At 42.5% G+C, this 22,934-nt stretch carries 20 protein-coding genes, 1 tRNA gene and 1 pseudogene; 9 read left to right on the forward strand and 13 right to left on the reverse strand.

All coding sequences use genetic code 11. From position 1 onward, the window contains the following. Positions 1 to 154: 154 nt before the first annotated feature. Positions 155 to 1,075, reverse strand: coding sequence for an ornithine carbamoyltransferase (gene argF / locus FNW02_RS16900; RefSeq protein WP_191758675.1), 921 nt, complete (start codon positions 1,073 to 1,075; stop codon positions 155 to 157). Positions 1,076 to 1,495: 420 nt separating this feature from the next. Between argF and FNW02_RS16905 the strand changes: the two genes are divergently transcribed. Continuing rightward, positions 1,496 to 1,567 (forward strand) — tRNA-Thr (locus FNW02_RS16905). 323 nt (positions 1,568 to 1,890) lie between these two features. Here FNW02_RS16905 and FNW02_RS16910 read toward each other — a convergent pair. The 3 genes from FNW02_RS16910 to FNW02_RS16920 form a co-directional block, all read right to left on the reverse strand. After that, a complete protein-coding gene (locus tag FNW02_RS16910) occupies positions 1,891 to 2,085 on the reverse strand; it encodes a DUF2795 domain-containing protein (protein WP_191758676.1) in 195 nt (64 codons plus the stop codon). Positions 2,086 to 2,464: 379 nt separating this feature from the next. Beyond that, positions 2,465 to 2,791, reverse strand: a complete 327-nt coding sequence (trxA, locus tag FNW02_RS16915; protein WP_191758677.1) for a thioredoxin — start codon at positions 2,789 to 2,791, stop codon at positions 2,465 to 2,467. A 404-nt stretch (positions 2,792 to 3,195) separates the two neighbouring features. After that, positions 3,196 to 3,450 (reverse strand): TIGR03643 family protein, encoded by a 255-nt coding sequence (locus FNW02_RS16920; RefSeq protein WP_191758678.1) that lies wholly within the window; start codon positions 3,448 to 3,450, stop codon positions 3,196 to 3,198. Positions 3,451 to 3,934: 484 nt separating this feature from the next. On the opposite strand from FNW02_RS16920, the gene FNW02_RS16925 reads away from it, so the two are divergent. Then, positions 3,935 to 4,339, forward strand: a complete 405-nt coding sequence (locus FNW02_RS16925; protein WP_225225707.1) for an HdeD family acid-resistance protein — start codon at positions 3,935 to 3,937, stop codon at positions 4,337 to 4,339. Positions 4,340 to 4,504: 165 nt separating this feature from the next. Continuing rightward, entirely contained in the window at positions 4,505 to 6,451 is a 1,947-nt protein-coding gene (locus tag FNW02_RS16930) for an APC family permease (protein ID WP_191758679.1), read from the forward strand. Positions 6,452 to 6,589: 138 nt separating this feature from the next. Here the strand turns inward: FNW02_RS16930 and FNW02_RS16935 are convergent, their stop codons facing one another. The 8 genes and pseudogenes from FNW02_RS16935 to FNW02_RS16965 all read right to left on the reverse strand — a co-directional run bounded on the left by FNW02_RS16935 (position 6,590) and on the right by FNW02_RS16965 (position 13,137). Continuing rightward, positions 6,590 to 7,168: a hypothetical protein gene (locus FNW02_RS16935; protein ID WP_191758680.1), complete on the reverse strand. Its 579-nt coding sequence runs from the start codon at positions 7,166 to 7,168 to the stop codon at positions 6,590 to 6,592. Between the two features lie 304 nt (positions 7,169 to 7,472). Further along, complete coding sequence (locus FNW02_RS16940; RefSeq protein WP_191758681.1) at positions 7,473 to 8,777, reverse strand: sensor histidine kinase; 1,305 nt, start codon at positions 8,775 to 8,777, stop codon at positions 7,473 to 7,475. Next, the gene (locus FNW02_RS16945; RefSeq protein ID WP_348535406.1) at positions 8,770 to 11,253 is read right to left on the reverse strand and encodes an MASE1 domain-containing protein; all 2,484 of its coding nucleotides are present in this window, start codon (positions 11,251 to 11,253) and stop codon (positions 8,770 to 8,772) included. The genes FNW02_RS16940 and FNW02_RS16945 overlap by 8 nt, the downstream gene beginning before the upstream one ends. 243 nt (positions 11,254 to 11,496) lie before the next feature. After that, positions 11,497 to 11,712 (reverse strand): annotated as a pseudogene (locus tag FNW02_RS16950) (element excision factor XisI family protein); the annotation flags it as partial. A 318-nt stretch (positions 11,713 to 12,030) separates the two neighbouring features. Continuing rightward, entirely contained in the window at positions 12,031 to 12,210 is a 180-nt protein-coding gene (locus FNW02_RS16955) for a hypothetical protein (RefSeq protein ID WP_191758682.1), read from the reverse strand. A 253-nt stretch (positions 12,211 to 12,463) separates the two neighbouring features. Continuing rightward, complete coding sequence (locus FNW02_RS38730) at positions 12,464 to 12,649, reverse strand: type II toxin-antitoxin system VapC family toxin (protein WP_225225708.1); 186 nt, start codon at positions 12,647 to 12,649, stop codon at positions 12,464 to 12,466. A gap of 69 nt (positions 12,650 to 12,718) precedes the next feature. Continuing rightward, positions 12,719 to 12,892 (reverse strand): type II toxin-antitoxin system VapC family toxin, encoded by a 174-nt coding sequence (locus FNW02_RS38735; protein WP_225225709.1) that lies wholly within the window; start codon positions 12,890 to 12,892, stop codon positions 12,719 to 12,721. A 2-nt stretch (positions 12,893 to 12,894) separates the two neighbouring features. Next, entirely contained in the window at positions 12,895 to 13,137 is a 243-nt protein-coding gene (locus FNW02_RS16965; RefSeq protein WP_225225710.1) for a transferase hexapeptide repeat containing protein, read from the reverse strand. Between the two features lie 586 nt (positions 13,138 to 13,723). On the opposite strand from FNW02_RS16965, the gene FNW02_RS16970 reads away from it, so the two are divergent. From FNW02_RS16970 to FNW02_RS16980, 3 genes are all read left to right on the forward strand, one after another. Next, the gene (locus tag FNW02_RS16970) at positions 13,724 to 14,152 is read left to right on the forward strand and encodes a hypothetical protein (RefSeq protein WP_191758683.1); all 429 of its coding nucleotides are present in this window, start codon (positions 13,724 to 13,726) and stop codon (positions 14,150 to 14,152) included. A 1,164-nt stretch (positions 14,153 to 15,316) separates the two neighbouring features. Beyond that, on the forward strand, positions 15,317 to 16,948 hold the full coding sequence (locus tag FNW02_RS16975) for a PQQ-dependent sugar dehydrogenase (protein WP_191758684.1): 1,632 nt from the start codon (positions 15,317 to 15,319) through the stop codon (positions 16,946 to 16,948). A 275-nt stretch (positions 16,949 to 17,223) separates the two neighbouring features. Beyond that, positions 17,224 to 17,745, forward strand: coding sequence for an outer membrane beta-barrel protein (locus tag FNW02_RS16980; protein WP_191758685.1), 522 nt, complete (start codon positions 17,224 to 17,226; stop codon positions 17,743 to 17,745). 84 nt (positions 17,746 to 17,829) lie between these two features. Here the strand turns inward: FNW02_RS16980 and FNW02_RS16985 are convergent, their stop codons facing one another. Continuing rightward, the gene (locus FNW02_RS16985; protein ID WP_191758686.1) at positions 17,830 to 20,220 is read right to left on the reverse strand and encodes a GAF domain-containing protein; all 2,391 of its coding nucleotides are present in this window, start codon (positions 20,218 to 20,220) and stop codon (positions 17,830 to 17,832) included. 441 nt (positions 20,221 to 20,661) lie between these two features. On the opposite strand from FNW02_RS16985, the gene FNW02_RS16990 reads away from it, so the two are divergent. From FNW02_RS16990 to FNW02_RS17000, 3 genes are all read left to right on the forward strand, one after another. Beyond that, positions 20,662 to 21,891 (forward strand): damage-control phosphatase ARMT1 family protein, encoded by a 1,230-nt coding sequence (locus FNW02_RS16990; protein ID WP_191758740.1) that lies wholly within the window; start codon positions 20,662 to 20,664, stop codon positions 21,889 to 21,891. Positions 21,892 to 22,156: 265 nt separating this feature from the next. Then, a complete protein-coding gene (locus FNW02_RS16995; protein WP_191758687.1) occupies positions 22,157 to 22,372 on the forward strand; it encodes a hypothetical protein in 216 nt (71 codons plus the stop codon). A gap of 7 nt (positions 22,373 to 22,379) precedes the next feature. Then, complete coding sequence (locus FNW02_RS17000; protein ID WP_191758688.1) at positions 22,380 to 22,805, forward strand: type II toxin-antitoxin system VapC family toxin; 426 nt, start codon at positions 22,380 to 22,382, stop codon at positions 22,803 to 22,805. Positions 22,806 to 22,934: the final 129 nt, after the last annotated feature.

The following is a 22,934-nucleotide window of genomic DNA, read 5'->3' on the forward strand; positions in this document are numbered from 1 at the left end:
TCTTGACTCTTGACCGTGCCAATTTTAGATTTTAGATTATTTCGGTTCATGCCCAGCCCCCGTGGGGTACGCTAATGCAACTTCTCGAATTGTGGTCTCTTTCAATCCAAAATCCAAAATTTAAAATCCAAAATCGATTGACTCCTGACTACTTTCACTCTGCCCCTAAAATACTGACAAGCAGAGCCTTTTGGGCATGCAAGCGATTTTCGGCTTGATCCCAAACTCGTGATTGGGAACCTTCGATTACTGCTTCGGTAATTTCTTCACCGCGATGGGCTGGTAAGCAGTGTAAAACAATTGCCTCTGGATCAGCAAGGCTCAATAGTTGCTCCGAAATTTGGTAAGGTTGAAAAACCGGAAAGCGATCGCCTGCTTGATCTTCTTGCCCCATACTTGCCCAAACATCGCTGTAAAGTACAGCAGTTCCCTTGGCTGCTAATTCTGGGTCATGAGTCAGGAGAACCTCAGTTTTATTATTAGCGATCGCTCTTGCTTGTTCCACAATCTTAGGATCTGGTTCATATCCACTAGGCGTAGCAATTCTGACATTCATCCCAGCCAAAGCGCAGCCAAGCATTAGAGAATTAGCCATATTATTCCCGTCACCCACATAGGTCAAAGTTAACCCAGCAAGGGTGTTAAAGCTTTCTTGAATCGTCAACAAATCAGCTAATACCTGACAGGGGTGTTCTGCATCAGTCAGCGCATTAATTACCGGAATTTTGGCATAATGAGCAAAAGTTTCCAACTCCTGCTGTGCAAAAGTGCGAATTGCTAAAATATCCAGATATCGATCCAACACCCGAGCCGTATCCTGTAAAGGTTCCCCACGACTAACTTGAGTGACATTAGGGTTGAGATCGATTACTTGTCCACCCAATTGGTACATCGCCACTGTAAAACTCACCCGTGTGCGAGTTGAAGCTTTAGAAAACAACAATCCCAACACCTTATTACATCGCAGCTTTAACTGTTGCGATTTTAGTTGAGTTGCCAATTGCAGAAGTTCCTGAAGTTCCGTTGGACTTAGGTCTGCCAGACTTAATAAATCTCGTCCGCTCAACGCTGCCATGCTTGTAATCTGTAAAGAACAATTACGTATTTCTGTTCCTTTACCCAACTGTGGCAAAAAAAATACAGTTCTAAAACTGTATCAATATTTTTGCGCCTAGCCTAGGATGTAAGATAGCTTTGCTATGAATATTAATTTATCAACTTTATCAGTAATTTCAATCACTGATTTTTTGGGTTTATTAAGAATTAGAGACTTTTAAGATTTGGTTAAAACCTTGCCTTTAGTGGGCGGATTTTTTCTTTAGTTCAAAATTTTTAGTAACCAGTTTTACTTACCACACTTTTAACACTTACTCAACTATCAGAGGGCTGAAAAGCAATGAGCTAAAAATGTTTATCTGTACTAGATAGTAGACAACCAAATTACTTATGGTACAATAAGAAGTCGGTTAATGCTTGAAAGCATTAGTCAATGAGCGCCAGCATAGCACAGTGGTAGTGCATCCGACTTGTAATCGGAAGGTCGTCGGTTCAAATCCGACTGCTGGCTTTAAGCTTATACCAGGGTTTGAACCTGTACATTCACAAATTGAATACCGCTGTTTAGTAAATTTGCGTCGTTACTTAACTTTAGCTATTATGATTGCGATCGTTCTCCAATCAATTAATCTACAAAATTTACCGTGACTCTACGGAGAATAATGTAATGCTTTACCTGGTTGCTATCAAACAATATGCGCTTGAACGCCATTCTTGCTAAAATTCCTGAAAGCTTGATTGTGGCGATCGCAATCATAATAACTATGTTTGAGGTACTACACACAAAAACGTTAAATACTTTACAACAAACAAGTGATTACCCTTTTCAAACACTTATTCGCTTTCGCTAATCGCTTTGCTTACATCAGCTAACGTTTGATACTCTTTTGAAGGCAACTGCTTTAAGGCTCGCAGTACTCTCTCATCAATACCTTTTTCTTCAGCGTACCTAACCAAGTCTTGTTTACTCAGCGGGTAGCTGACTTCGTTCAAACTGTTCTGTAGCTGTACTGTATTTACTCTCATCATAATAATTCTCCTCAAGCCTGACGCTGTGTATTTTGGGAAATCAAGTGGAGATTTAGTCAAATATTGTATTGACTAATAAATAGGGAAAATAGTGAAGAGAGAGGCTGAAAAACTATTCACACCTCACTCTATGCAGTTTTAGCTTCGATTTGATTCAGGTCTAACCATTTTGATGAATGAATGTCACCTTTACTAGGTAAGAACTTCTTTGATTTATAAATGAAACTTCAACGTTTGCTATCTCTAGCATGAGGTAGATCCCATAGTAACCTCATTCATCTAAGGTCTGATTTTTTATGAATCTTTTTAGCTTATGGAGAGATGCAAAGTTTACTTTTTCTACTACTCCCCTATATATCTACCACTACCCCAAAACAAGCTAAAAAAGCTTCTCAATAGCTTCAGTAAATTGTTCGTAAGGAGAAACTCCCACTATAGTTTCTGCTAATTCACCGTCCTTAAAAAATAAAACCGCCGGAATGTTGCGAAGACCGAATTTTTTAAAAATCGGCTTGTTGTTATCGACGTCTACTTTAACAACCTTGACGCGGTCTTTGTATTCCTCTGCGAGTTTATCCATTAACGGACTGATCAAGCGACAGGGGCCACACCAAGTAGCAGTAAAATCAACAACAACTACTTTCTCTTCACTTAAAAGAGTATCAAATTCACTTTCTTCAACGTAAGCAACTGTATCAGTAGACATTTTTGTAATTCTCCAGTGTCAAACTCAAATTTTAGTAAAAAGCTAACTGTACAAACTATACTCTCTTCTGCCCAGCGTTAATCAAATAGTACTTAGAAGAACATTTAAGGTGCGATTGCTAATTCGTCATAAATCAGTTTGCTAGTTTTAAAGGTTCTTCTCCATAACGCCAGTCCGCTCAAGTCAAGCCACTGCCTTGCAAAGAGAAGTCTGAGCGGTTCGCGTTGGCGTAGCCTCTTTACGAGAGGCTTCCGACCTCCTACGCCCCTCTAAACGTTGGTGCAGCTCGCCGCATCAGAACTTCGGAGGGTTCCCACGACAGTCCACTCAAGTCGAGACCGCCAACGCAGCTGGCTCCTCCATGTTCAAAAACTCCACTTACAAGGGGGTGGAGTTTTTTACATTCATGTTTTTTGATTTTGTGACTTAAATCTACCTGCAATAAACCCTCGCTTACGTAGATGCTTCGTTTTGCGTTTATTAACTCGTTCTCGCCACATCCGAAAACTGGATTCTTTCATTTCATGTTTCATTAAGGCAATTACTTCTTTTTCTAGGAGTCCAAACTGAGCCTCAATAGCATCAAAAGGTGTTCTATCTTCCCATGCCATTTCAATGATGCGATCAATAGTTTCAGGATTTAGGTTAGGTAGATTCATTTCTTTGTTTGCAGTTAGTAAATTTGCGCTATTATTCTTTTCTAAAGTATTTTTATTACTTAACTTAACACACGCGATCGCATTATTATTCCCTACTAATTCTCTAATACCACTTAATATTGACTTTCAGAAAATCCATTTATTTCAAATTATACTAGCAGTAAGATAGATACCGCTACTCTAACTATAAATAGCTTTTATAGAATTGATGTAACGCTTTTTCATCACTCTAGGGAAAGAATGAATAAGACTAAATATCAGTAATTTTTAGGAAGTGCTTTATTTCCAAAGAATGAGGAAGTAAAAACCCAGGTAGTGTATTATAAAAAATTGTCCATATTACTATCTATTTTACGACATTATACTAATAATTCAAATGTATGTATATTAGTAAATGTGTATTAACAGGTTGCTAGTCATTGGAGCGATCGCAGAACCATTCTTTGCCACTATTGCCATCACATTCGTCTTCTCCTAGATTTTATTGAGCGCTGGTATTATCCGAATTGTTCACGCATTTCAATATTGGCGAAAACGAAGCTTCTGGTCAAAGCTACTGATTGGTATTCTATACGTAATTGCTGGGATTTTGCTGCTTAGCAACATCTTTGGCGATGCACTCTCCCTCACTTTAGCCTTGGGAATTCTCTTTTTTGTTGAGGGTATATTTGAGGTGATTACAGCGTTTCAAGTGCGTCCAGACCCAGGGTGCTGTTCAGCGGCATTATGGCTATCATTTTGGGGATTGTTGATTATGTCTGAATGGCCTTTCAGCGCAGCTTGGGTACTGGGAGTATTCGCAGGGATTAATTTTTTGTTAACAGGCATTTGGATGATCATGCTCTCATTGTCTATCCGTAGCCTTTCTAACCAGAGGACAAGAATTTGACGCAAATTCAGCGACTATGAGCAATTCTATTGTTTGTAAATCAAATAGGATGCTCAACCCATAATAATAAATGATAGATAGTGCTATATCTTTGTAGTTCAAAATTTTAATCAACCACGAAGTTTCAAATAAATCACCAAGCCGATTGCAACACAACCGTATTTAATGTCTAAATCAATTGTTTCAACAAAACGGCTTAGTAAACAGTTCATCTACTGGTTACTTGAAGAAGACAGACGAGAGAAGCAAGGACCTTACCGTAAGGAAGAACCACATCGCCAGCATCTTTGGTGGCAGGTCATGTGCCTGACTGGTGTAGATTATTTCTCGACTCTTGGCTATCAACCTGGTATTGCAGCACTGGCAGCAGGCGCTCTTTCTCCTCTGGCTACTCTGATTTTGGTTTTGCTGACGCTTTTTGGCGCATTGCCAATCTATCGGCGCATTGCTGCCGAAAGTCCTCACGGGGAAGGATCGATCGCAATGTTAGAGCGTTTGCTCTCCTGGTGGCAAGGCAAATTACTTGTACTGTGCTTACTTGGGTTTGTAGCAACTGACTTTATCATCACTATTACCCTCTCGGCTGCTGATGCCACAGCACATATCATCGAAAATCCCCTAACCCCAGATTTATTTCACGATCAAACGATCGCCATTACTTTATTATTAATTACATTATTAAGCGCAGTTTTCCTGAGAGGTTTCCGAGAAGCGATCGGTATTGCAGTATTTTTAGTTGCAATTTACCTGCTGTTAAACTTCATTGTGATTAGCGTTGGTCTGTATCAGATCCTAACTCACTCAACAGTGATCGCTCAATGGCAGACTGCACTTTTCGCACGCCATTCTAACCCTTTTGTAATACTTGGTATAGCTATCTTGTTATTCCCCAAGCTAGCGCTGGGATTGTCAGGCTTTGAGACTGGCGTTACCGTTATGCCTCTCGTAAAAGGTAGCAGCAGCGACATTCAAGAGCATCCCAGAGGACGTATTCGGAATACGCGCAAGCTACTAACGGCTGCTGCTGTGATTATGAGCTTCTTTTTGCTTACCAGTAGCTTGATAACCACTCTACTAATTCCAGCCGCAGAATTTGCCTCTGGAGGCAAAGCCAACGGACGTGCTCTAGCTTATCTGGCACATCTGTATCTAGGGGATGGCTTTGGCACAATTTACGATCTGAGTACTATTTCGATTCTGTGGTTTGCAGGTGCATCTGCAATGGCAGGGTTGCTCAATATCGTACCTCGCTACCTGCCACGCTATGGCATGGCACCCAATTGGGCACTATTAGCGCGACCTTTAGTGTTAGTCTATACAGCGATCGCCTTTGTTGTGACAATTATCTTCCGGGCAAATGTAGAAGCCCAAGGTGGAGCTTACGCCACAGGTGTACTTGTGTTGATCACCTCAGCTGCCTTTGCTGTAACCCTATCAGCCCACCGTCGCACAGAGAAGCAAAGAACACTTCTGTTTGCAACCATCACACTGTTGTTTCTATATACAACTGTTGTCAATATTATCGAAAGACCAGAAGGGATTAGAATCGCTGGCTGCTTTATTGGTGCGATCATTTTCACCTCGCTGATTTCTCGCGTTTGGCGTTCAACTGAATTGCGAGTAGAGCAGATCGAATTTGACGATACGGCTCGCCAATTCCTTGCCGAAAAAAGTCAGGGGGAAATACGACTGATTGCTAATCGATTAAATGAGGGCGATGTCCAAGAGTATTTTTTAAAAGAGAAAGAGGTGCGCGAGGATAACCATATTCCACCTAACGATCCAATCCTTTTTCTAGAGATTATGGTATCCGATGCTTCAGAATTTGCTGATGTCATCAAAGTAAAAGGAGTGCAAGTTGGTGATTACTGCATTCTACGTGCTGAAAGCGCAGCAGTACCCAATGCGATCGCAGCTTTACTGCTCTATATTCGTGACCAAACAGGTAAAATACCTCATGCTTACTTCGGCTGGGTTGAGGGAAATCCCATACAATACTTACTGCGTTTTATCTTATTTGGTGAAGGTGATATTGCTGTAGTCACCCGCGAAGTTCTCCGCCGAGCTGAAAAGAATTCTGAAAGGCGTCCTGGCATTCATGTCGGGGGTTGAGAAAGGCTAGGCTGCAACTGGTAACTCAGAAGAAGGCTTAAGAATAACAGAAGGATTCCTATGAAGACAAAGCTATTTGTTGACTGTTGACTGTTGACTGTTGACTGTTGACTTATATTTACAATTTACACTTGTGGTTTAATCTGGAAAAGCTACACCAGTCATTGGATCACGGATATACAGCCCTAATGTGAGACTACGGATCACTTCATCCCAAATGGGTGTTAGCTGCTCAGCTTGATCTGCCCAATAATCAAATGTAATCAAGCATTGAACATTTGACCCTAAACCAATGCAAGTCCGCGAAAAAGCTTCTCGTGGTTCTTCTTGAGTGTCGATAAACTTTATCTCTGTCCACACAATCCTGGCTGTTTGGCGCTTGATGGTAACGATTTCTCCTCTAGCAATGACGTCGCGACTATCGTCTTCCATCGCTTTTTTCAAGGTAGATTTTAGCGGAAACTGGCTCCAGTCATTGGGTGGGAGACGATTGAAAGACACTTCCAAGCAGCAATCATCGTCAGGTGGTTTTTTATCGAGAAACTTGAACGATTTTTCTTGTGGCTCTAAAATCCAACTTTGGGGAACATTGAAGCGAACAGATCCCCGATCTGCGACAAAAATCTTGTAGCCTGAAGGAGATTCCCAGCGATGGTCAGGTTTTAGTTCAAGCGTTTCTTTAATCCACTGGAGATTGCTTTTCTTACGCTTTGCCATAGTGTTTTTGCAAATCTGCTAAAGACAGCTTACGCCCACTTGATTAATCCTATCAAATTTCTAGGTTTGCTGAATTTGAACATGAAATAATGGGACTTACGCACTAGTAACGGAAAAACGTAGATGCGGAGCGGCTTGCCGCAACGAAAAGTGTATCACGTCGTTTTCCGCCGTAGGCATCTGTTAGCGCAGCGTAAAGCCTGCGGCATAGCTTTGCTTAGAGCGACGCAAAAGCGTCACTTTTCAAGACAGGCGAACGCAGAGAAGCAAAGAGGGTTTGAGAGAGTTTTTGCGTAAATCATATTTAATAGATAACTTGAATTTTGACGGGAAGTGTAACAATAAACTCAGTACCTTGACCGAGTGTAGAGTTGACATCTAGCGAGCCGTTATGTTTTTCGGTGACGATTTGATAGGCGATCGCTAATCCTAATCCTGTTCCTTTGCCAATCTCTTTAGTCGTAAATAAATGGTCAAAGATTCTTTGCTTTACTTCTTGTGACATCCCAATGCCATTATCTTGAATCCGCAGCTGTACTAGTTGAGGATCATCTGTTAACTGGGTACGAATAGTAATCTGATTGGGATTAGTTTTGATGTTTTCAAAACTACGTTTTTGAGTCACTTCTTCTAACGCATCGATCGCATTTGCCAGAATATTCATGAATACTTGATTGAGTTGACCAACATAGCATTCAATCTGAGGAATCTCACCGTAGTGCTTGATCACTTCAATAGCAGGTCGAAACTCGTTGGCTTTGAGACGATGTTGGAGAATCATTAACGTGCTATCGAGGCCCTCGTGAATATTGAACGGAATCGGGCGATCGCAATCGGCCCGCGAAAAGGTTCTTAAGCTAGTGCTAATATTGCGAATGCGATTTACACCTTCTCGCATTGAGATGAGCAATTTAGGCAAGTCTTCTTGCAGATATTCCAAGTCCATTTCCTCAATGGCTGCTTGCAGGGTTGCACTTGGATGAGGTAATTCTTGCTGGTAAAGTGCAACGAGTTGCAACAGATTTTGCACGTAGTCTTGTGCAGGTTGCAGATTTCCGGCAATGAAGCCGACAGGATTGTTGATTTCGTGGGCTACCCCTGCAACTAGATTTCCTAAAGCCGACATCTTTTCACTTTGCACAAGTTGGAGTTGCGAGTGATGTAGTTGATCAAGAGCAGTTTTTAATTCAGCAGTTCGTTCATTGATGTGTTGTTCTAGATTCTTAGTCAATTGCCATAGTTGCAGTTGTGTTTTCACCCGTGCTAGCATTTCCTGCTCTTGAAAGGGCTTAGTCACATAGTCCACTGCACCTAGATCAAATCCCTTGACTTTGCTGTCGGTATCAGACAGCGCTGTCATAAAAATTACCGGAATATTGGCTGTTGTGGGATCTGCCTTCAGCCGTTGACAAGTCTCAAAACCGTCGATTCCGGGCATTTGCACATCGAGCAAAATCAAATCTGGTAGATTGGTTTGTATCCGCCTGAGAGCGCGATCGCCATCAATGGCCGTTATCACTTCATAGCCCGCATCACCGAGAGTTTCACAGATAACTTCCAGGTTTGCAGGAGTATCATCAACCACTAGGATCTTAAGAGAACTAGACATTGCCCTTCTCCTGTGTCAGATGTTGTTTTAATAAATCTTCAATTTCCTCAGCCTTAAATTGTTTAGCGAGCTGAAGAATTGGTGCAGCAAAAGCAGTCAGACGCGGATCAGCCTGCACCAGATTTTCTATTTGTTCGCGCAGCCGCTTCAAGTTGGCTTGTTGTGCCAGTACCATTAACTTTTCAAGTTCAGTTTGAGACGGAAAAACAAGCTCATTGGCGGTGTGTGATATATCTTCAGTGGTAGTATCGTATTTCCACTTTAGTTCTAAATAACGTTCTAATAGGTGGAACAATTCGCTGACTTCTACTGGCTTTGCAAGAAAGTCATTACCACCCGCATCTAGGGCCATTTGTTGATCAATTTGTGCTACTGATGCTGAAGAAACCAAAATTTTTAAGTGTTGCAAATCCTCCGCAGAACGTACTTGTTTGAGCATTTCAAAACCATTCATTACAGGCATGGCAAGGTCAGTAATCACCAGATCAGGTTGAACTCGTCGCATTTTATCTAAGGCATCCTGTCCGTTTTCTGCTTCGGTAAATGTGAAACCAAGAGGTTCTAGCAAGTTGACCAAAACGGCGCGGTTCTCCCAGCGATCATCCACCACCATGATGTGGCGTGATTGTCCTTCATAACCGATGATTTGCTTACCTGTGCTGCTGGTTTGCTTGGCCCAATCAGTGGCGATCGCCAGATCAACTTCAAAGTAGAAATTGCTGCCGATACCTAATTGACTATTGACCTGGATTTGTCCACCCATTAACTGCACAATCTTTTGACTGATTGCTAGTCCTAAGCCTGTACCTTCCGCTTGACGTTTGCGATCGCCTACCTGTTCAAATGCCTGAAAAATTTTATCTATTTGCTCCGGTTCAATGCCAACTCCGGTATCTTGAACTTGAAAATTGATCCGGCGATAGTTAGTATCTAATACAGTTTCAATAACTGCAACTTTCAGGCTGACAGTTCCTTTATCTGTAAATTTAATACCATTTCCCAATAAGTTAAGCAAAACCTGACGCAACCGCTTCTCATCTGCAAACACACCTTCAGGTAACAGCGGATCGGGTTGATAAACAAAGTCAATGCCTTTTTGTTCCGCTCGAATCCGGCAGATTTCCACCACCCCTTGCAGAAATGCCGGCAAGTGTAATCCAGTGGGGGCTAGTTCTAGTTTTCGTGCTTCAATTTTAGACAAGTCCAGCACGTCGTTGATCAAAGTCAGCAAATGCGAACCGCATTGGTGAATAATGCTGACTCCATGAAGTTCTTTTTCAGGTAAAGCTTTAGAACGGCTGAGAATTTGCGCGTATCCCAAGATTCCATTGAGGGGCGTTCGTAGTTCATGGCTCATATTTGCCAGGAATTCACTTTTTGCCTGATTCGCATTGTCAGCAACCTCTTTAGCAATCTTCAGTTCAGTGGTGCGTGCTTCCACTCGTTGCTCTAGTTGCTCATTCACTGTTCTGAGTTTTAACGCTGCTTTGCGGTTCTCATTGAGAACTGATACAAGCAAATAGGTTGTCAAGGCAATGACGCACATGAAGGATTGCAGTAACATCAAAGATTCGCTCACCGAAGATCTAGCGAAAGATCCCAAGTCATGAGCCGTTCCCAAAACAGCGATCGCCGAAACAATCACAACCAATAGCGTGGACTCTGTTGCTCTAAATCGAAACGCAGACCAGAGCAAAAGTGGCATCATCATATACTCCACAGGATTGTTACCCCAAAATGAAGCCTTGCTAATGATTGCCAGCAAAACTACGATGACAGCAAACTCTGTAACCAACTGTGCATTGAATCGCACAGATCGCCAAGATTGCATTGCCCATGCAAGTATCATCGGTGTGATCAGCAATCTGCCTGTAATAACGCTCATTGACCAGGTTTGCCAAACTGCACCATAAAGTTGCCAAGGTAAGCTACCAGTCAAACACAAGATTACTACAGCAAAGCAAGTAGTTATTGCTGCACTGGTAATAATCACGAGCAAAAATTTAAACACATTTAGCGATCGCCCAAGTAGATCATGTGTTTGAATAAACTGGTTGATTAACCATGCTGCTACAAGTGGCTCAATGCAATTTACTAAAGAAATACTAATAATCGTGGGTAAATCTTTGTAAAATAGCAGCGTATTTATGAGCAATGCACTCAGAAAAATAGGTAATCCTGTGCGATAACCCAATAACAAAACCATTGCCAGGAAAAAACCTGACGAAGGCCAAATTGCAGATGCCGAATTTTCAAACGATACAGCTTGGGAAAGGGTTGCAAGCCCATAGTGAGCGATCGCCAAAATTAGGGTAATGACAATTAGTTGACGAGGCTGGGAAAAAAAAGATTGAATCGCTGATATAGCATATTGCTTTGAGTTAGGTGACATTGACTTAGAGATGGAGTGAATTGTAGCACTGCACATCTCTAGAATGCCCATAATTTTTATTGGGTTATCATTGATAACTTGCACTTAGCACTCTTACCTGCTCTGCAATCAATTGCAGCAGTTCATAGTACAACTCCACGTAAGTATGAACTCAAGCTTTAACTCAGTCTTCTTTAGAAGACTTTTGCTATTAGCCTAGGAATGAATTCCTAGGCGGTTGTTGGGGAATGCAAGATTTCAATCATTACAAAATCAAACAAAATTAGAGTAGTAGAGTGTGTTGTCGCTCGCGCAACGCACCACATCTGTGCATATATCGCTAACTCCTTAAGCAACGCCGTAATCCGTATACTGCCTTTTATAAGGAACCTGCAATCCCAAAACAATATCGTCTTGGGGAACATCCATCTTAACTAATTCCTCAGCAGGATTCTGATCTGTTAAGTTCTGCTGAAGCCATATTTTTCCGTTTTTAATATCAAAATATATTGAGAATTGCGTAGCATCTTTACTTTCTGCTTGCAGCACATTTCTTTCTGTTTCCTCCTGATTCCATCCTTGAGTCTGCTGATAGTAATCAAAAATGGCTTGTCGGTTTCAGCTAATCCTAGCTTGGGGATGCTTATGTTCATGCGTAAAACCAAGAGCATGACCAAACTCATGGAGTACGACTCTGGATTACTCATCATCATCAGTGTTAGCTTTCAACCATCCAAAGTTCATTGTTGGCTCATCATGATTAGTCACTTCCAAAGCACTTGTACCAAGTTTCGACCAAGATCCCTCTCTTTGAAATGAAATTCTGATTTCTGCGTCGAGATCATTCCCAAATTAAAACTTGATGTTAGCGAATTGGCTCCATTAATGAGCAATGTACTCAACCTTAGATTGAACTACAGGATCTCCATCCAAGAAGCGAACCCGTAGAGTTTTACCATTCTCCCATCTAGAACGAATTACAAGTACAACAGAGAATACATCGTGTGGTTGTTCTGAATTTAATAGTACTGGTACCGAGCAAACTTTTATTTTGTCAGTCATTTTAGACCTCTCTTTGATATAAATCTTTAACTGTTAAAATCAGCGATTATAGCTCGATCCAAACTCAGCAGCAAAAAGATTGAGCTAAAGCTATCCTCTCACCAAAGGGCGATCGCAGAATATTTCAAAATCTGCCCTAACTAGTTTTAGTTCAAGAAAAGCTGTTGTTAGACTATTCGGGTTGCTTACAATTTAGATGAAGATGCTGCCAAGAAATTTTTAGTTAATGGCTAACGCAATTTACCTAACGACATCAAACCGTCCAATCCTCTGTTACTAATTCTGGTACTTTACTAAAATCACTAAGATTCCGGGTTAGCAACACTAAGTTTCGCGAAAGCACGATCGCGGCTATTCGTAAATCTATTGTCGATACGCGAATTTTTTGTACTCGTAATTCATCAAAAATTGCGATTGCTCCAGCATCGAAGGGGAGCACTGGAGCCGTTGAAAAGCCTTGAAGTGTTTCCAGCAGTAGCGTATATCCACGAATGACGTCAGCCTTTCTCTAAGCGCGATTGATAAAAGTGTGAGCACCGAGAACTTGCTCATGGAAACTGACAACGGATAAAGCAAAATCTGCGGGTGAGTATTGAGCAATTCGAGCAGTTAAATTAGCAAATTCTGAACCTGTACGCCTTTGTAGGAAACTAATGTGATCAGTGTCGAGCAAGTATTTCACGCTTATTTGTCACTCTCATCAACAGGCTTGTCAGCTTCGCGAAAAGAGCGGCCATATTCCAAAGCCTCAAGAAAAGCAGATTCGTCGGAAATCGAGCCAATAAGTTTGTCGAGCCAGTTGCTAGAAGTCAAGTTGGTATCAGTTCTACGTTTCAGGTCGCTGACCTCCTGTTCAAGAGTTGCTAAACGACGTTCGAGAGTTGCTTCATCTAGCATGATTTTCTCCTTGCCTTGCGTTCGTTCCAAACGAAGTGACACCATAAAGCACGAAATACACATTCATGCTGGCAGCATACTCATGCAATTCCAGCACCGAGACAAACTCATCCTCATTGCATAGGCGTTGCCCGTCGTAGCGAAAAGTCGGAGCGGCGGAAACCGCCGCTCTGAACTTTTCAAGACAGACATTGCTTGCCCTCACAATAATCATAACTGGTCATTACATCGCAAAAATATAGATAAAGTCAAATTTAGTTAGCAAAAAGGCTTATTGCTTACTCAATATGCTTGATTGCTTTCTCATTTCGGTAGATCACGCACTCATTTTGGTGTTTTCCGCAAGCAAAAAGGCTGATTGCCTTCTCAATATGCTTGATTGCCTTCTCATTTCAGTAGATCACGCACTCATTTTGGTGTTTTCCGCAAGCAAAAAGGCTGATTGCTTACTCAAAATGCTTGATTGCCTTCTCATTTCGGTAAATCACGCACTCGTGAAAACCATCGCTGTGTAGCAAAAGCCATTGAAGATTTGCCAAAATTTTCTCAGGCTAATCGATACGGAAGTTTTTTAAGGTAAAGAATATTAACCGTAATTGATTACAAGGTGTATATTATGGCTCGTCAAAAAAGAACCTCTAAGGTGTTAAAAAGAGCAGTACGTCGTGCTTCTAGCGTTCATTCAATTGATCCAAATTTAGATTTAGGCAATGAACTCACCCTACTTGCCTTCTCAACCCTGATTGAGAAGATGCGAACTAGAGAAAATGCATACAACAGTGCACTTTCCAGCTTGGATAAGTTGTATCGTGAAATGCTGGAAATAGAACGAGAGTTGGCAGACATGGCAGAGCACATACTGTTGGGAGTTGCGACTCGATATGGCAAAAGCAGCGTAGAGTATGGCATGGCGGGAGGAGTTCCTAAAAACCAACGCCGCAGGGGACTGCGAGGCGAGTCGCCAACTCCTAGTTCTGAGCAACCGTCATTCATTGCCAGCGTGGATAGTAACACGAATGGAAAGAAAGCAACAGCCGCAAGCTAGGATATGCGTTAGTACTCAAATCTATAACTGGCAAGACGTAGCCTTTCAAGGTCTAAATAGATAGGACTTACATACTGAAGGCTGAAACCTATATCCCCCCTAGCCCACGCCAGTCGCTCATGGGGGAAACCCCCTTGGCGCTAGCCTCTCCCTTTGGGAGAAGACCGCGCTGGCTCCCCTTCAAAAGGGGGGAATTTCTAAAGCCCCCTTTTTAAGGGGGTTGGGGGATCTGAGTGCGTAAGTTCTGATAGAAAAGATGTATTTTTCTTAGTGTCTTTGTGCGGACAGTCCGTTCAAGTCAAACCACTGCCTTGCGGGGGTTTCCCCCGTTGTGGCAAGTGGCGTGGGAAACCCGCCCACACGGCTGCCCTTGTCTTAGTGGTGAAAAATTTGACTTTTCGCCACTTTTTAGTAAAACATCATACTAAATTTAAGTTTACGTATATTTCCCAAAAAAACTTTTACATAAAATTTAAATACTAGTGAATATACGAGTTACATCAAGCTTTCGCCTCAATAGGATGTAACCAAACATAAATCACTTGCTAAAACTAGCGACCTGCAATACTAGTCGTCTAAATCTGGACTTGCCAACATTTTTGAGGCAGGATTAATAGGACTTACGCATTGAAGGCTGAAACCTAGATCCCCCCTAGCCCACGCCAGTCGCTCATGGGGAGCCACTCCCTTGCGGAGGTTCTCGACGCTCGTTCGCGCAGCGTGTCGCAGACAAGACTCGCTCTCAGCGTTGGCGCAGCCTCAAAGTAGAGAAGCCATGCCGTAAAGCCTGCGGCATGGCTTCGCTTAAGGCGAAGCCTCTCGTTCACGAAGTGTCTCCGATAGGAGAAGAGAAGGCTTTACGCTGCGCTATCCGTTGTGGGGAGTGGCGTGGAAACCTCCTTGGCGCAGCCTCAAAGTAGAGAAGACCGCGCTGGCTCCCCTTCAAAAGGGGGAATTTATAAAGCCCCCTTTTTAAAGGGGTTGGGGGATCTGAGTGCGTAAGTTCTGATTAACTGCAATCATCCATTTCGACCAGAATTATTGGTAAATAAACTTAACGCCTTATCAACACTATGCTGTGAAGGCTGAGATAAGTTTTTGACAACTTATTTCAGAATTAATGTAGTTACGTAATATTACTACCACATCAGAAGGAAGTTCAAAATGTTAGATCTGTTTGCTCTACACCCAAAACAGTGGCTCGGACGGATAGCATCTACACGGCTAGTAAGTTTGATCACCCTGCTTACTACTGTGATATCCTCCGAAGTTCTTCCCAACGCTGCGCTTGGTAGCCCACCAGCTGCGTCAGTTGAAACCAAGCTTCAAGTGCCTAGTTCAATGACCTCTGCGCCCTTCAATACTAGCCGTTACTTGAAAGTACCGCCCAACTTCGCCATCTCCGTCTATGCGCGAATTCCCAAAGCGCGGTTTATGGCAGTTGCTCCCAATGGGGATCTTCTAGTCTCGCAGCCTAGTACAGGTAAAGTGCTAATTGTGCAGCCAAATGGCAACAATGACCCAATTATTTCTGACTTCGTAACGGGTCTACGCAAACCGCACGACATTGTATTTCACAAGATTGATGATACGACATACGTTTATATCTCTGAGACTCATCAAATTAACCGCTTCATCTACAAATCTGGAGACATAACCGCAAACAATCGCCAAGTCGTAATAACTGGTTTACCAGACAGCAGCACACAAGAACTCAAAGGCGCTTATGGTCATGAACTGAAAAATATCGCACTCGATGCCAACCATAAACTGTACGTTTCCATCGCCTCTACATGCAATGCCTGCTTAGAAGATACTGTGAGTAACCCACGACGGGGCGCGATTTACCAATACAATGCTGATGGAACCAATCAGCGACTTTTTGCCCAAGGCTTACGTAACGCAGAAGGACTGGCATTTTTGCCTGAGACAAATGACCTTTGGGTAGTTGTTAATAATCGAGACAGAATTGCCTACCCCTTCAACGATAGCAGTGGCAACTACGGTAAAGTTATCCAATCCTATGTAGACGACCACCCACCAGAAGAGTTCACAAAAGTTCGAGATGGTGGCAACTACGGTTGGCCATTCTGCAACCCCAATCCTGACAAGCCAAATGGCTTCAACGATATGCCGTTTGACCGCGACTTTCAGTTTAATGCTGATGGGCGTGTTAATTGCAACGCAATGGACAGAATTACCAAGGGTATCCAAGCGCATTCGGCTCCGTTGGGATTAACTTTTTTACAAGATACAAAGTTTCCCAGCTTATACTCTACTGGGGCAGTGGTGGGGCTGCACGGTTCATGGAATCGGCAGAAAAAAACAGGCTATAAAATAGCTTATTTTCCTTGGGACAATACAACAAATATCCCAGGAGATCAGATAGATTTAGTTAGCGGCTGGCTAATTACAGCAACCCAACAAGTCTGGGGACGACCCGTAGATATGGTAGTAGATCAGCAAGGCAATTTGTTAATCTCAGACGACTACAGCGGCACTATCTATAAGCTCTCCTATACGCCATCAGTTGAACAGATTCAGGTCTACAAACACATGAACTTTGCTGGAGTTTCTCAATCTTTTCCTACAAGTCCAGGAATATACAAAGCTAGCCAAGGTGACTTGAGTATCGTTGGTAATGACAGTATAAGCTCATTACGCGTGCCACCAGATACAGTAGTACGTGTATGCGAACATAACAATGGTGGTCGATGCCGTGAGTATGGTTCTGGTGAGCATAAATTTGTTGGGAAAGACTTTAATGACGTAATATCCTATATAGAGGTGAAGTAAGCCAAGTTTTTTGGAAGCGTTTGATTTGAGATGAAGTTGATTTTGCAAATCGTTGCAACTACATCTAATACATAAATGCCCACTAAGGGTCTTAGCAGCCTAATCATAAAATTGAGCCGCGATCGCCGTCTAGAACGTAAAGTGTGATCACCCGACTGGGTGAATTGTTATTCAGCCAGTCGGGCGACCCAAATGCCTGAGGTTACATTTTGTAAAAAAAGAGATTCTAGTACTAGAGAACATTGATTTTACTTAACTCTGGTCAAAAGAATCCTATGAAATTTACAAAATTAGCTGCCTCTGCACTTGCTGTTGCTTCTGTTGTCCTCTCTGCGGGAGTTGCTTCAGCTCAACCAGTTCAACCAATCGGCACAAACGGCAACTACATCGGTGCTGGTATTTCTGCTGGTGCAACTAGTGGTGGACAAGGAAATGATGAAGCGCAACTTGGTGGCAATGTTCAAGGACGGTACGCCATTTCCCAGACACCTCTTTCACTGCGGGGTTCGCTGCTGTATGGTGGTGATGCCGCCGCAATTATGCCTATGGTTACTTACGATGCACCTATAGCCCGAAACACTAACGTTTACTTCGGTGGTGGCTATTCTTTTGTAACTGACGAAGGTCAAAACACTCCGTTAGGCAATCAAAATGCACCTGTAATCACTCTTGGTGCTGAATCAGAAGTTAGCCCAAATATCATCGCGTATGGTGATGCTAAATGGGGCATTGACGCCTACAGAAACAGTGATGCTGATGCCGTGAGCTTCCAAGCAGGATTAGGCTATCGCTTCTAAGCTGATATGCGAATAGAAAAGGTAGGAGATGAGAGATGGGAGACAGGAGACGAGAGACAGGAGACAGGAGATAGGAGATAGAAGTTATTTGTCATTAATTATTCTCTCCTCTGCTTCCCCTGCTTCCCCTGCTCCCACTGCTCCCTGACTCCCCGACTCAACCGCAAGTGGTAAGGTAAACCAAAACTTTGCCCCAGCACCCGGTTGACTAATAACGCCAATTTGTCCCCCGTGAGCGGTGATAATTTGCCGACAAAGGTATAAACCTAAACCAATACCTGTGGCTCGCGATCGACTACCTTTGATATAGCGATCAAATAATCGCTCGCATAGATCACGATCTATACCGACGCCATTATCAGCTATTGTGCAGCAAACCATCCCATTCTCAACTACGGCATTTAAGGTAAGACTCAGCTCTAGTGGATTATGGTTGAGGGCATTAGCGATCAGATTTTCAAACACTCGCCTCAAATGCAGCGGATCGGCAGCTACTAAGGGCAAATTTACTGCAATTTGATTGGTAATTGTAGCTTGGTTTTTCACGAGTAGTGGTTCTAGGTCTTTGACAATAGCTTGGCTAAAGGTGTGCAGTGATAGTGGCACTTGTTGGATTGTTAATCCCTTGACATCGCTGGAGTGTGCTTCTAATAGTGACTCGATCAGTTGAAGCTGACGATCGCAACTTTGAATCACTCGCTCTAAAACTGCCAGAGAAATTGTTGCTGATTTGCCGTTGCTAAGGCTATAAAGATTCTTCATCACTAGCAAGATGCCCATTATTGGAGTTCGCAAGTCATGGGAAAAAGCTTGGAGGAACTCATCTTTAATGTTCTGCAATTCTTCTAGTTCAGTATATTTTTGCTGTAACTCTTGAGTGCGCTCCTCGACTTGCTGCTCTAAACCAGCATTGAGACGTTGTAATTCTTCGTAAAGTTTTGCTTGCTGGATAGCGATCGCAACTGGGGTTGATAACTTCTCAAGTAAACCAATCTCATCAGTGTTCCACTCACGCGCTTGGGAACATTGATGAGCAACTAGTAAACCATATAACTCGTCAGCAACCACAATTGGTACACTGATAATGGCTCGGATTTGAAAGTCGATAAAATCCTCGGCGATCGCCGCTGGAACATCTATTTTATTTGTGTCGTTAATTACATCGATATTTCTATTTGCAAAGTAAGATTGAATCGCTTTGGCATGGTTTTCACAGTTTGTCCACTCCCGCATTGAGCGAAAATTGCCAGCAACAGATTCAGCTATCACTCCACTATCAGAACCACGGATATTAGCGTCGATAATAAATACTCTGTCTGCTTGGAGAAACTCCCGCACCTCTGCCACAGTGGTGTCGAGAATGGTTTGTAAATCCAGCGAAGTTCGGATTCGTTCTGCCATTCCTCTCAAAAGGCGATCGCGTTTAGCAATCGCTTTTAATTGTTCTAGTGCTTGATGGCGATCAGTAATATCGCGGCCAAATCCCTGTATCCCTACAAATAGACCATTTCTAATAATCGCAGACTCAGCAATTTCTAACACTACTAATCGACCATCTTTGTGTTGAGCTTGAATGGCGTAAGTCTCTATGCGTTTCTCTGTCAAATCATCAGCTAGTGGTTGGGATGATTTCTGGAATACCAGCTTGTAGAGATTACCCACTAACTCCTCTGGAGTGTAGCCCAGCACCGCATGTACTGAAGGAGAAACGTACTGAAATATATAGTCATTGTCGTAAAAATAGAAAAAGACTTGTTCGCTACCTTCTACCATCAACCGGAATCGTTCTTCACTCTCGGCAAGTTGGGCTTGGGCTTGTTGGCGTTCACTATATAGTACATCTGACGTTTGACGATAAGCTAGAATACTACCCAAAGTCACCGCCATTGTTGTCAACGCTGCTTCTTCATCTTGCGACCATGCTCTTTCGTGGTAACAATCACTAAAGCCGATAAAACCCCAGATTTTACTCTCAACGGGAATCGGTACTAATAAAATTGATTTAACTTGCAGAGATTCTAGAAATTGCTGCTGTGATGGGGATAAATTAGAGGCGATCGCAATGAAAGAATATCCAGCAGTGAAATGTTGATACCATGATTGCAAGTCAAATTCACTTTGACTGAGGTTCTGTAGGAGTGGGTTATTCTGCTGAGGTTTGATACCCGATTGTACCCATTCAAATCGGCGACTCAAGGCAAGTTCTTTTGTTACGGGATGGGGATGATACTCACAAACGTACACCCGATGTGCTGCCGTAGCTTGTCCCAGGATCGCTAAGGCTTGATTGATGGCAGTATTGCGATTGCTATTCGTAAGTAAGGCTTTTGTTGCTTTTGCCACCCCTTGTAATAGATTCTGCCAGTTAGGCGTAGATGCTACATCTGTAGTAGATTCTGCTTTGTAATCGGAATCTAGCCTTGGTAATTCTGGAGCAGTTGATTGCAAATCTGTATTTGTGGTTTCTTTATCCATGCCCATATAACAGCTCAGAATATTCCACTACCAGCCCTGTCAAAAATATCAAATCACATGAAGATGACTTCTTTGTGATAAAAGTATGAAGTTTTGATAAGTTTATTTTGCTAGCAGACGATGAGTATGAAAAATTCCACCTAATTTTTTAATGATGGGGAATGATAAGGAATGTGGTTCGGATAAGCAGGAAGAGAAGTTGGCATAGCGCAGCGTTAGCGAGTCATTGAGCGTCGGAGGGTTTTCCTCCAAGCAAACTTCTCCTGGGGGAGACGCTACGCGAACGGGGAGGCTGGGGAAGCTGGCGAGGAAAAAGAGTTATTGTCTAGTAATTCTTCCTCCCCTGCCTCTCTTCTTCCCCTGCTCCCTCTGCTCTTTTCTTACCTCAGCTTTACATCCAGGCTAGAATAACTAAAAATACGAGGGCAAGAAAAGTTTGTGGTGAATACGCCCCACGTCCCCAAATTACCTCTACCACCGCCACTTGTGGGGTCAGAAGTTGGTTCTTTTACTGAGTTTACAGTCACGCAACGGATGCCTGCGATCGTACGCCGGGTTATCGGTGAAAACAATTTTTCACCGGATATTAATAATAGCTTGGAAAGGCTGGCTACAGAACTGTCAGCAGAATATTTACGACCTCTTTTAAATGATGGTGGGGCAGATTTTCCCGCCTGGAATACATATCTAGAACCTTATAAAAGTCAACGTTGGGTCGATGTTCCCTGGTTCTTTGCCGAAACTTATTTTTATCGACTGATTTTAGAGATTACTAATTACTTTCGCCCTGGTACATGGCAAGGTGTCGATCCATTTAAATTACAGAAATCTCAAGGTTTAGAAGCATCTATTAACTCGATTATCTCTCTGTGTAGTCAAGTTAACAAATGGTTGGATGATTCACAACTAGAGGGGGAATCAAACCAAACAGCTTTAGTTGCACTATTATATTTTGCTTTATGGGGAAATCGAGTTGATTTGAGTTTATGGTCAGCATTCGAGGGCGATCGCAGTCGTTTTGATATTCAAACCCAACTAGCTCACATATTAGTAGACGATGCCTACCGAGTTACTGAATTATTAATCAATTCTCCTAGAGGACGCATTGATTTTGTTGTAGATAATGCTGGTTTTGAACTTGTCTGTGATTTATGTTTAGTAGATTTCTTATTAAGTAGCGGCTTAGCTAATCAGGTTTATTTGCATTTAAAGCCTCATCCGACTTTTGTATCTGATGCCCTAATTAAAGATGTACATTACACAATCAAGTTTCTCGATGCTACTAGCTATCCAAAAGTGGTATCTTTTGCCCATAGGTTACAAGATAATATTTCATCAGGGCGTTTAGTATTATCTGAAGATTATTTTTGGACATCACCTTTAGCATTTTGGGAAATACATGACTCACTCAAAAATGAGTTAGCCAATGCTAGTTTGATGATAGTCAAAGGTGATGCAAATTATCGGCGATTATTAGGCGATCGCCATTGGGATTTTACCACTAAATTTGCAGATATAGTTTGCTACTTACCTGCGCCAATAGTAGCTTTACGCACTCTTAAATCGGAAGTAGCAGCAGGTTTAAAATCTGAAGTCGTTAAAAAAGTTGCAAAATCTGATTCTTCCTGGTTGACAAATGGACAATGGGGTGTGGTGCAGTTGGTGACTTAGGTGAAATACGTCGAGTAAGGGTTAAAGGTAAATTCTATGTTTTTACCTTTGTGCCTTTGTGCCTTGGTGGTTCAAAAGTCAATTCTTTAAACACTAAGACACCAAGATTAGACCTTGAAAGGGCTATCTATTTACTCTTATTCCGACTTATTTTAATTATTTAGTTGAATAAAAATATAAGTAACTTCACTAACCAGTACGTCGTATAACCTACTAGTACTGCTATAAAAAGCTTAGGATAAACGAAAGGTATTCTTTGAGGACAATGGTAAAAAAAATAGCCGCTGTGTTTAATGGCAAAGTGTTCTATCCGGCTGAACCTATTGCACTGCCAACCAATACCCGTGTACAAATGAGTATTGAAATATTACCGTCAGATGAACATGAAGCGGTATCATTTTTACGAACAGCGCGATCGCTCAATTTAGAGGGGCCGCCTGACTGGTCTACCAACATTAATAAGTACTTGTACGGTCAGTAAACTTTCCATGCAGTCTGAAGTATTTCTGGATACATCCTTTGCCATTGCCTTGTCTGCACCGAGCGATCGCTTGCATGACCGAGCCTCACATCTGGCTAAACTGTTACAAGCAGCAGGAACACGTTTAGTGACGACACAGGCAGTGATGTTAGAAATTGGCAATGCCTTATCCCAAAAACCTCATCGCCATGCAGCAATCATCTTGTTAGATTCCCTAGCAACAGACTCGAAGGTAGAAATTGTTCCCCTTTCCCAAGAACTATACGAACGTGCTTTCCAGCTATATCGTGAACGACCTGAGAAAGAATGGGGATTTGTTGACTGCATATCTTTTATTGTGATGGAATATAGTGGAATTACTGAAGCCTTAACTGCTGACGAGCATTTTCAACAAGCAGGCTTTCGGGCATTACTGCGAGAAAATTTGCCTTAGCGCGTTTTGAGTACGGAGTGGGGGAGTCGTAGAGCAGGGGGGCGGAGGGGCAGGGGGGCAGAGGGGCAGGGGGAGAATAATAACTCAGGACTTATTACTCAGCACGGGTTAAACCATAGCTATCCGCTA

This window comes from Komarekiella delphini-convector SJRDD-AB1 (genome assembly GCF_014831675.1).
GTDB lineage: Bacteria > Cyanobacteriota > Cyanobacteriia > Cyanobacteriales > Nostocaceae > Komarekiella.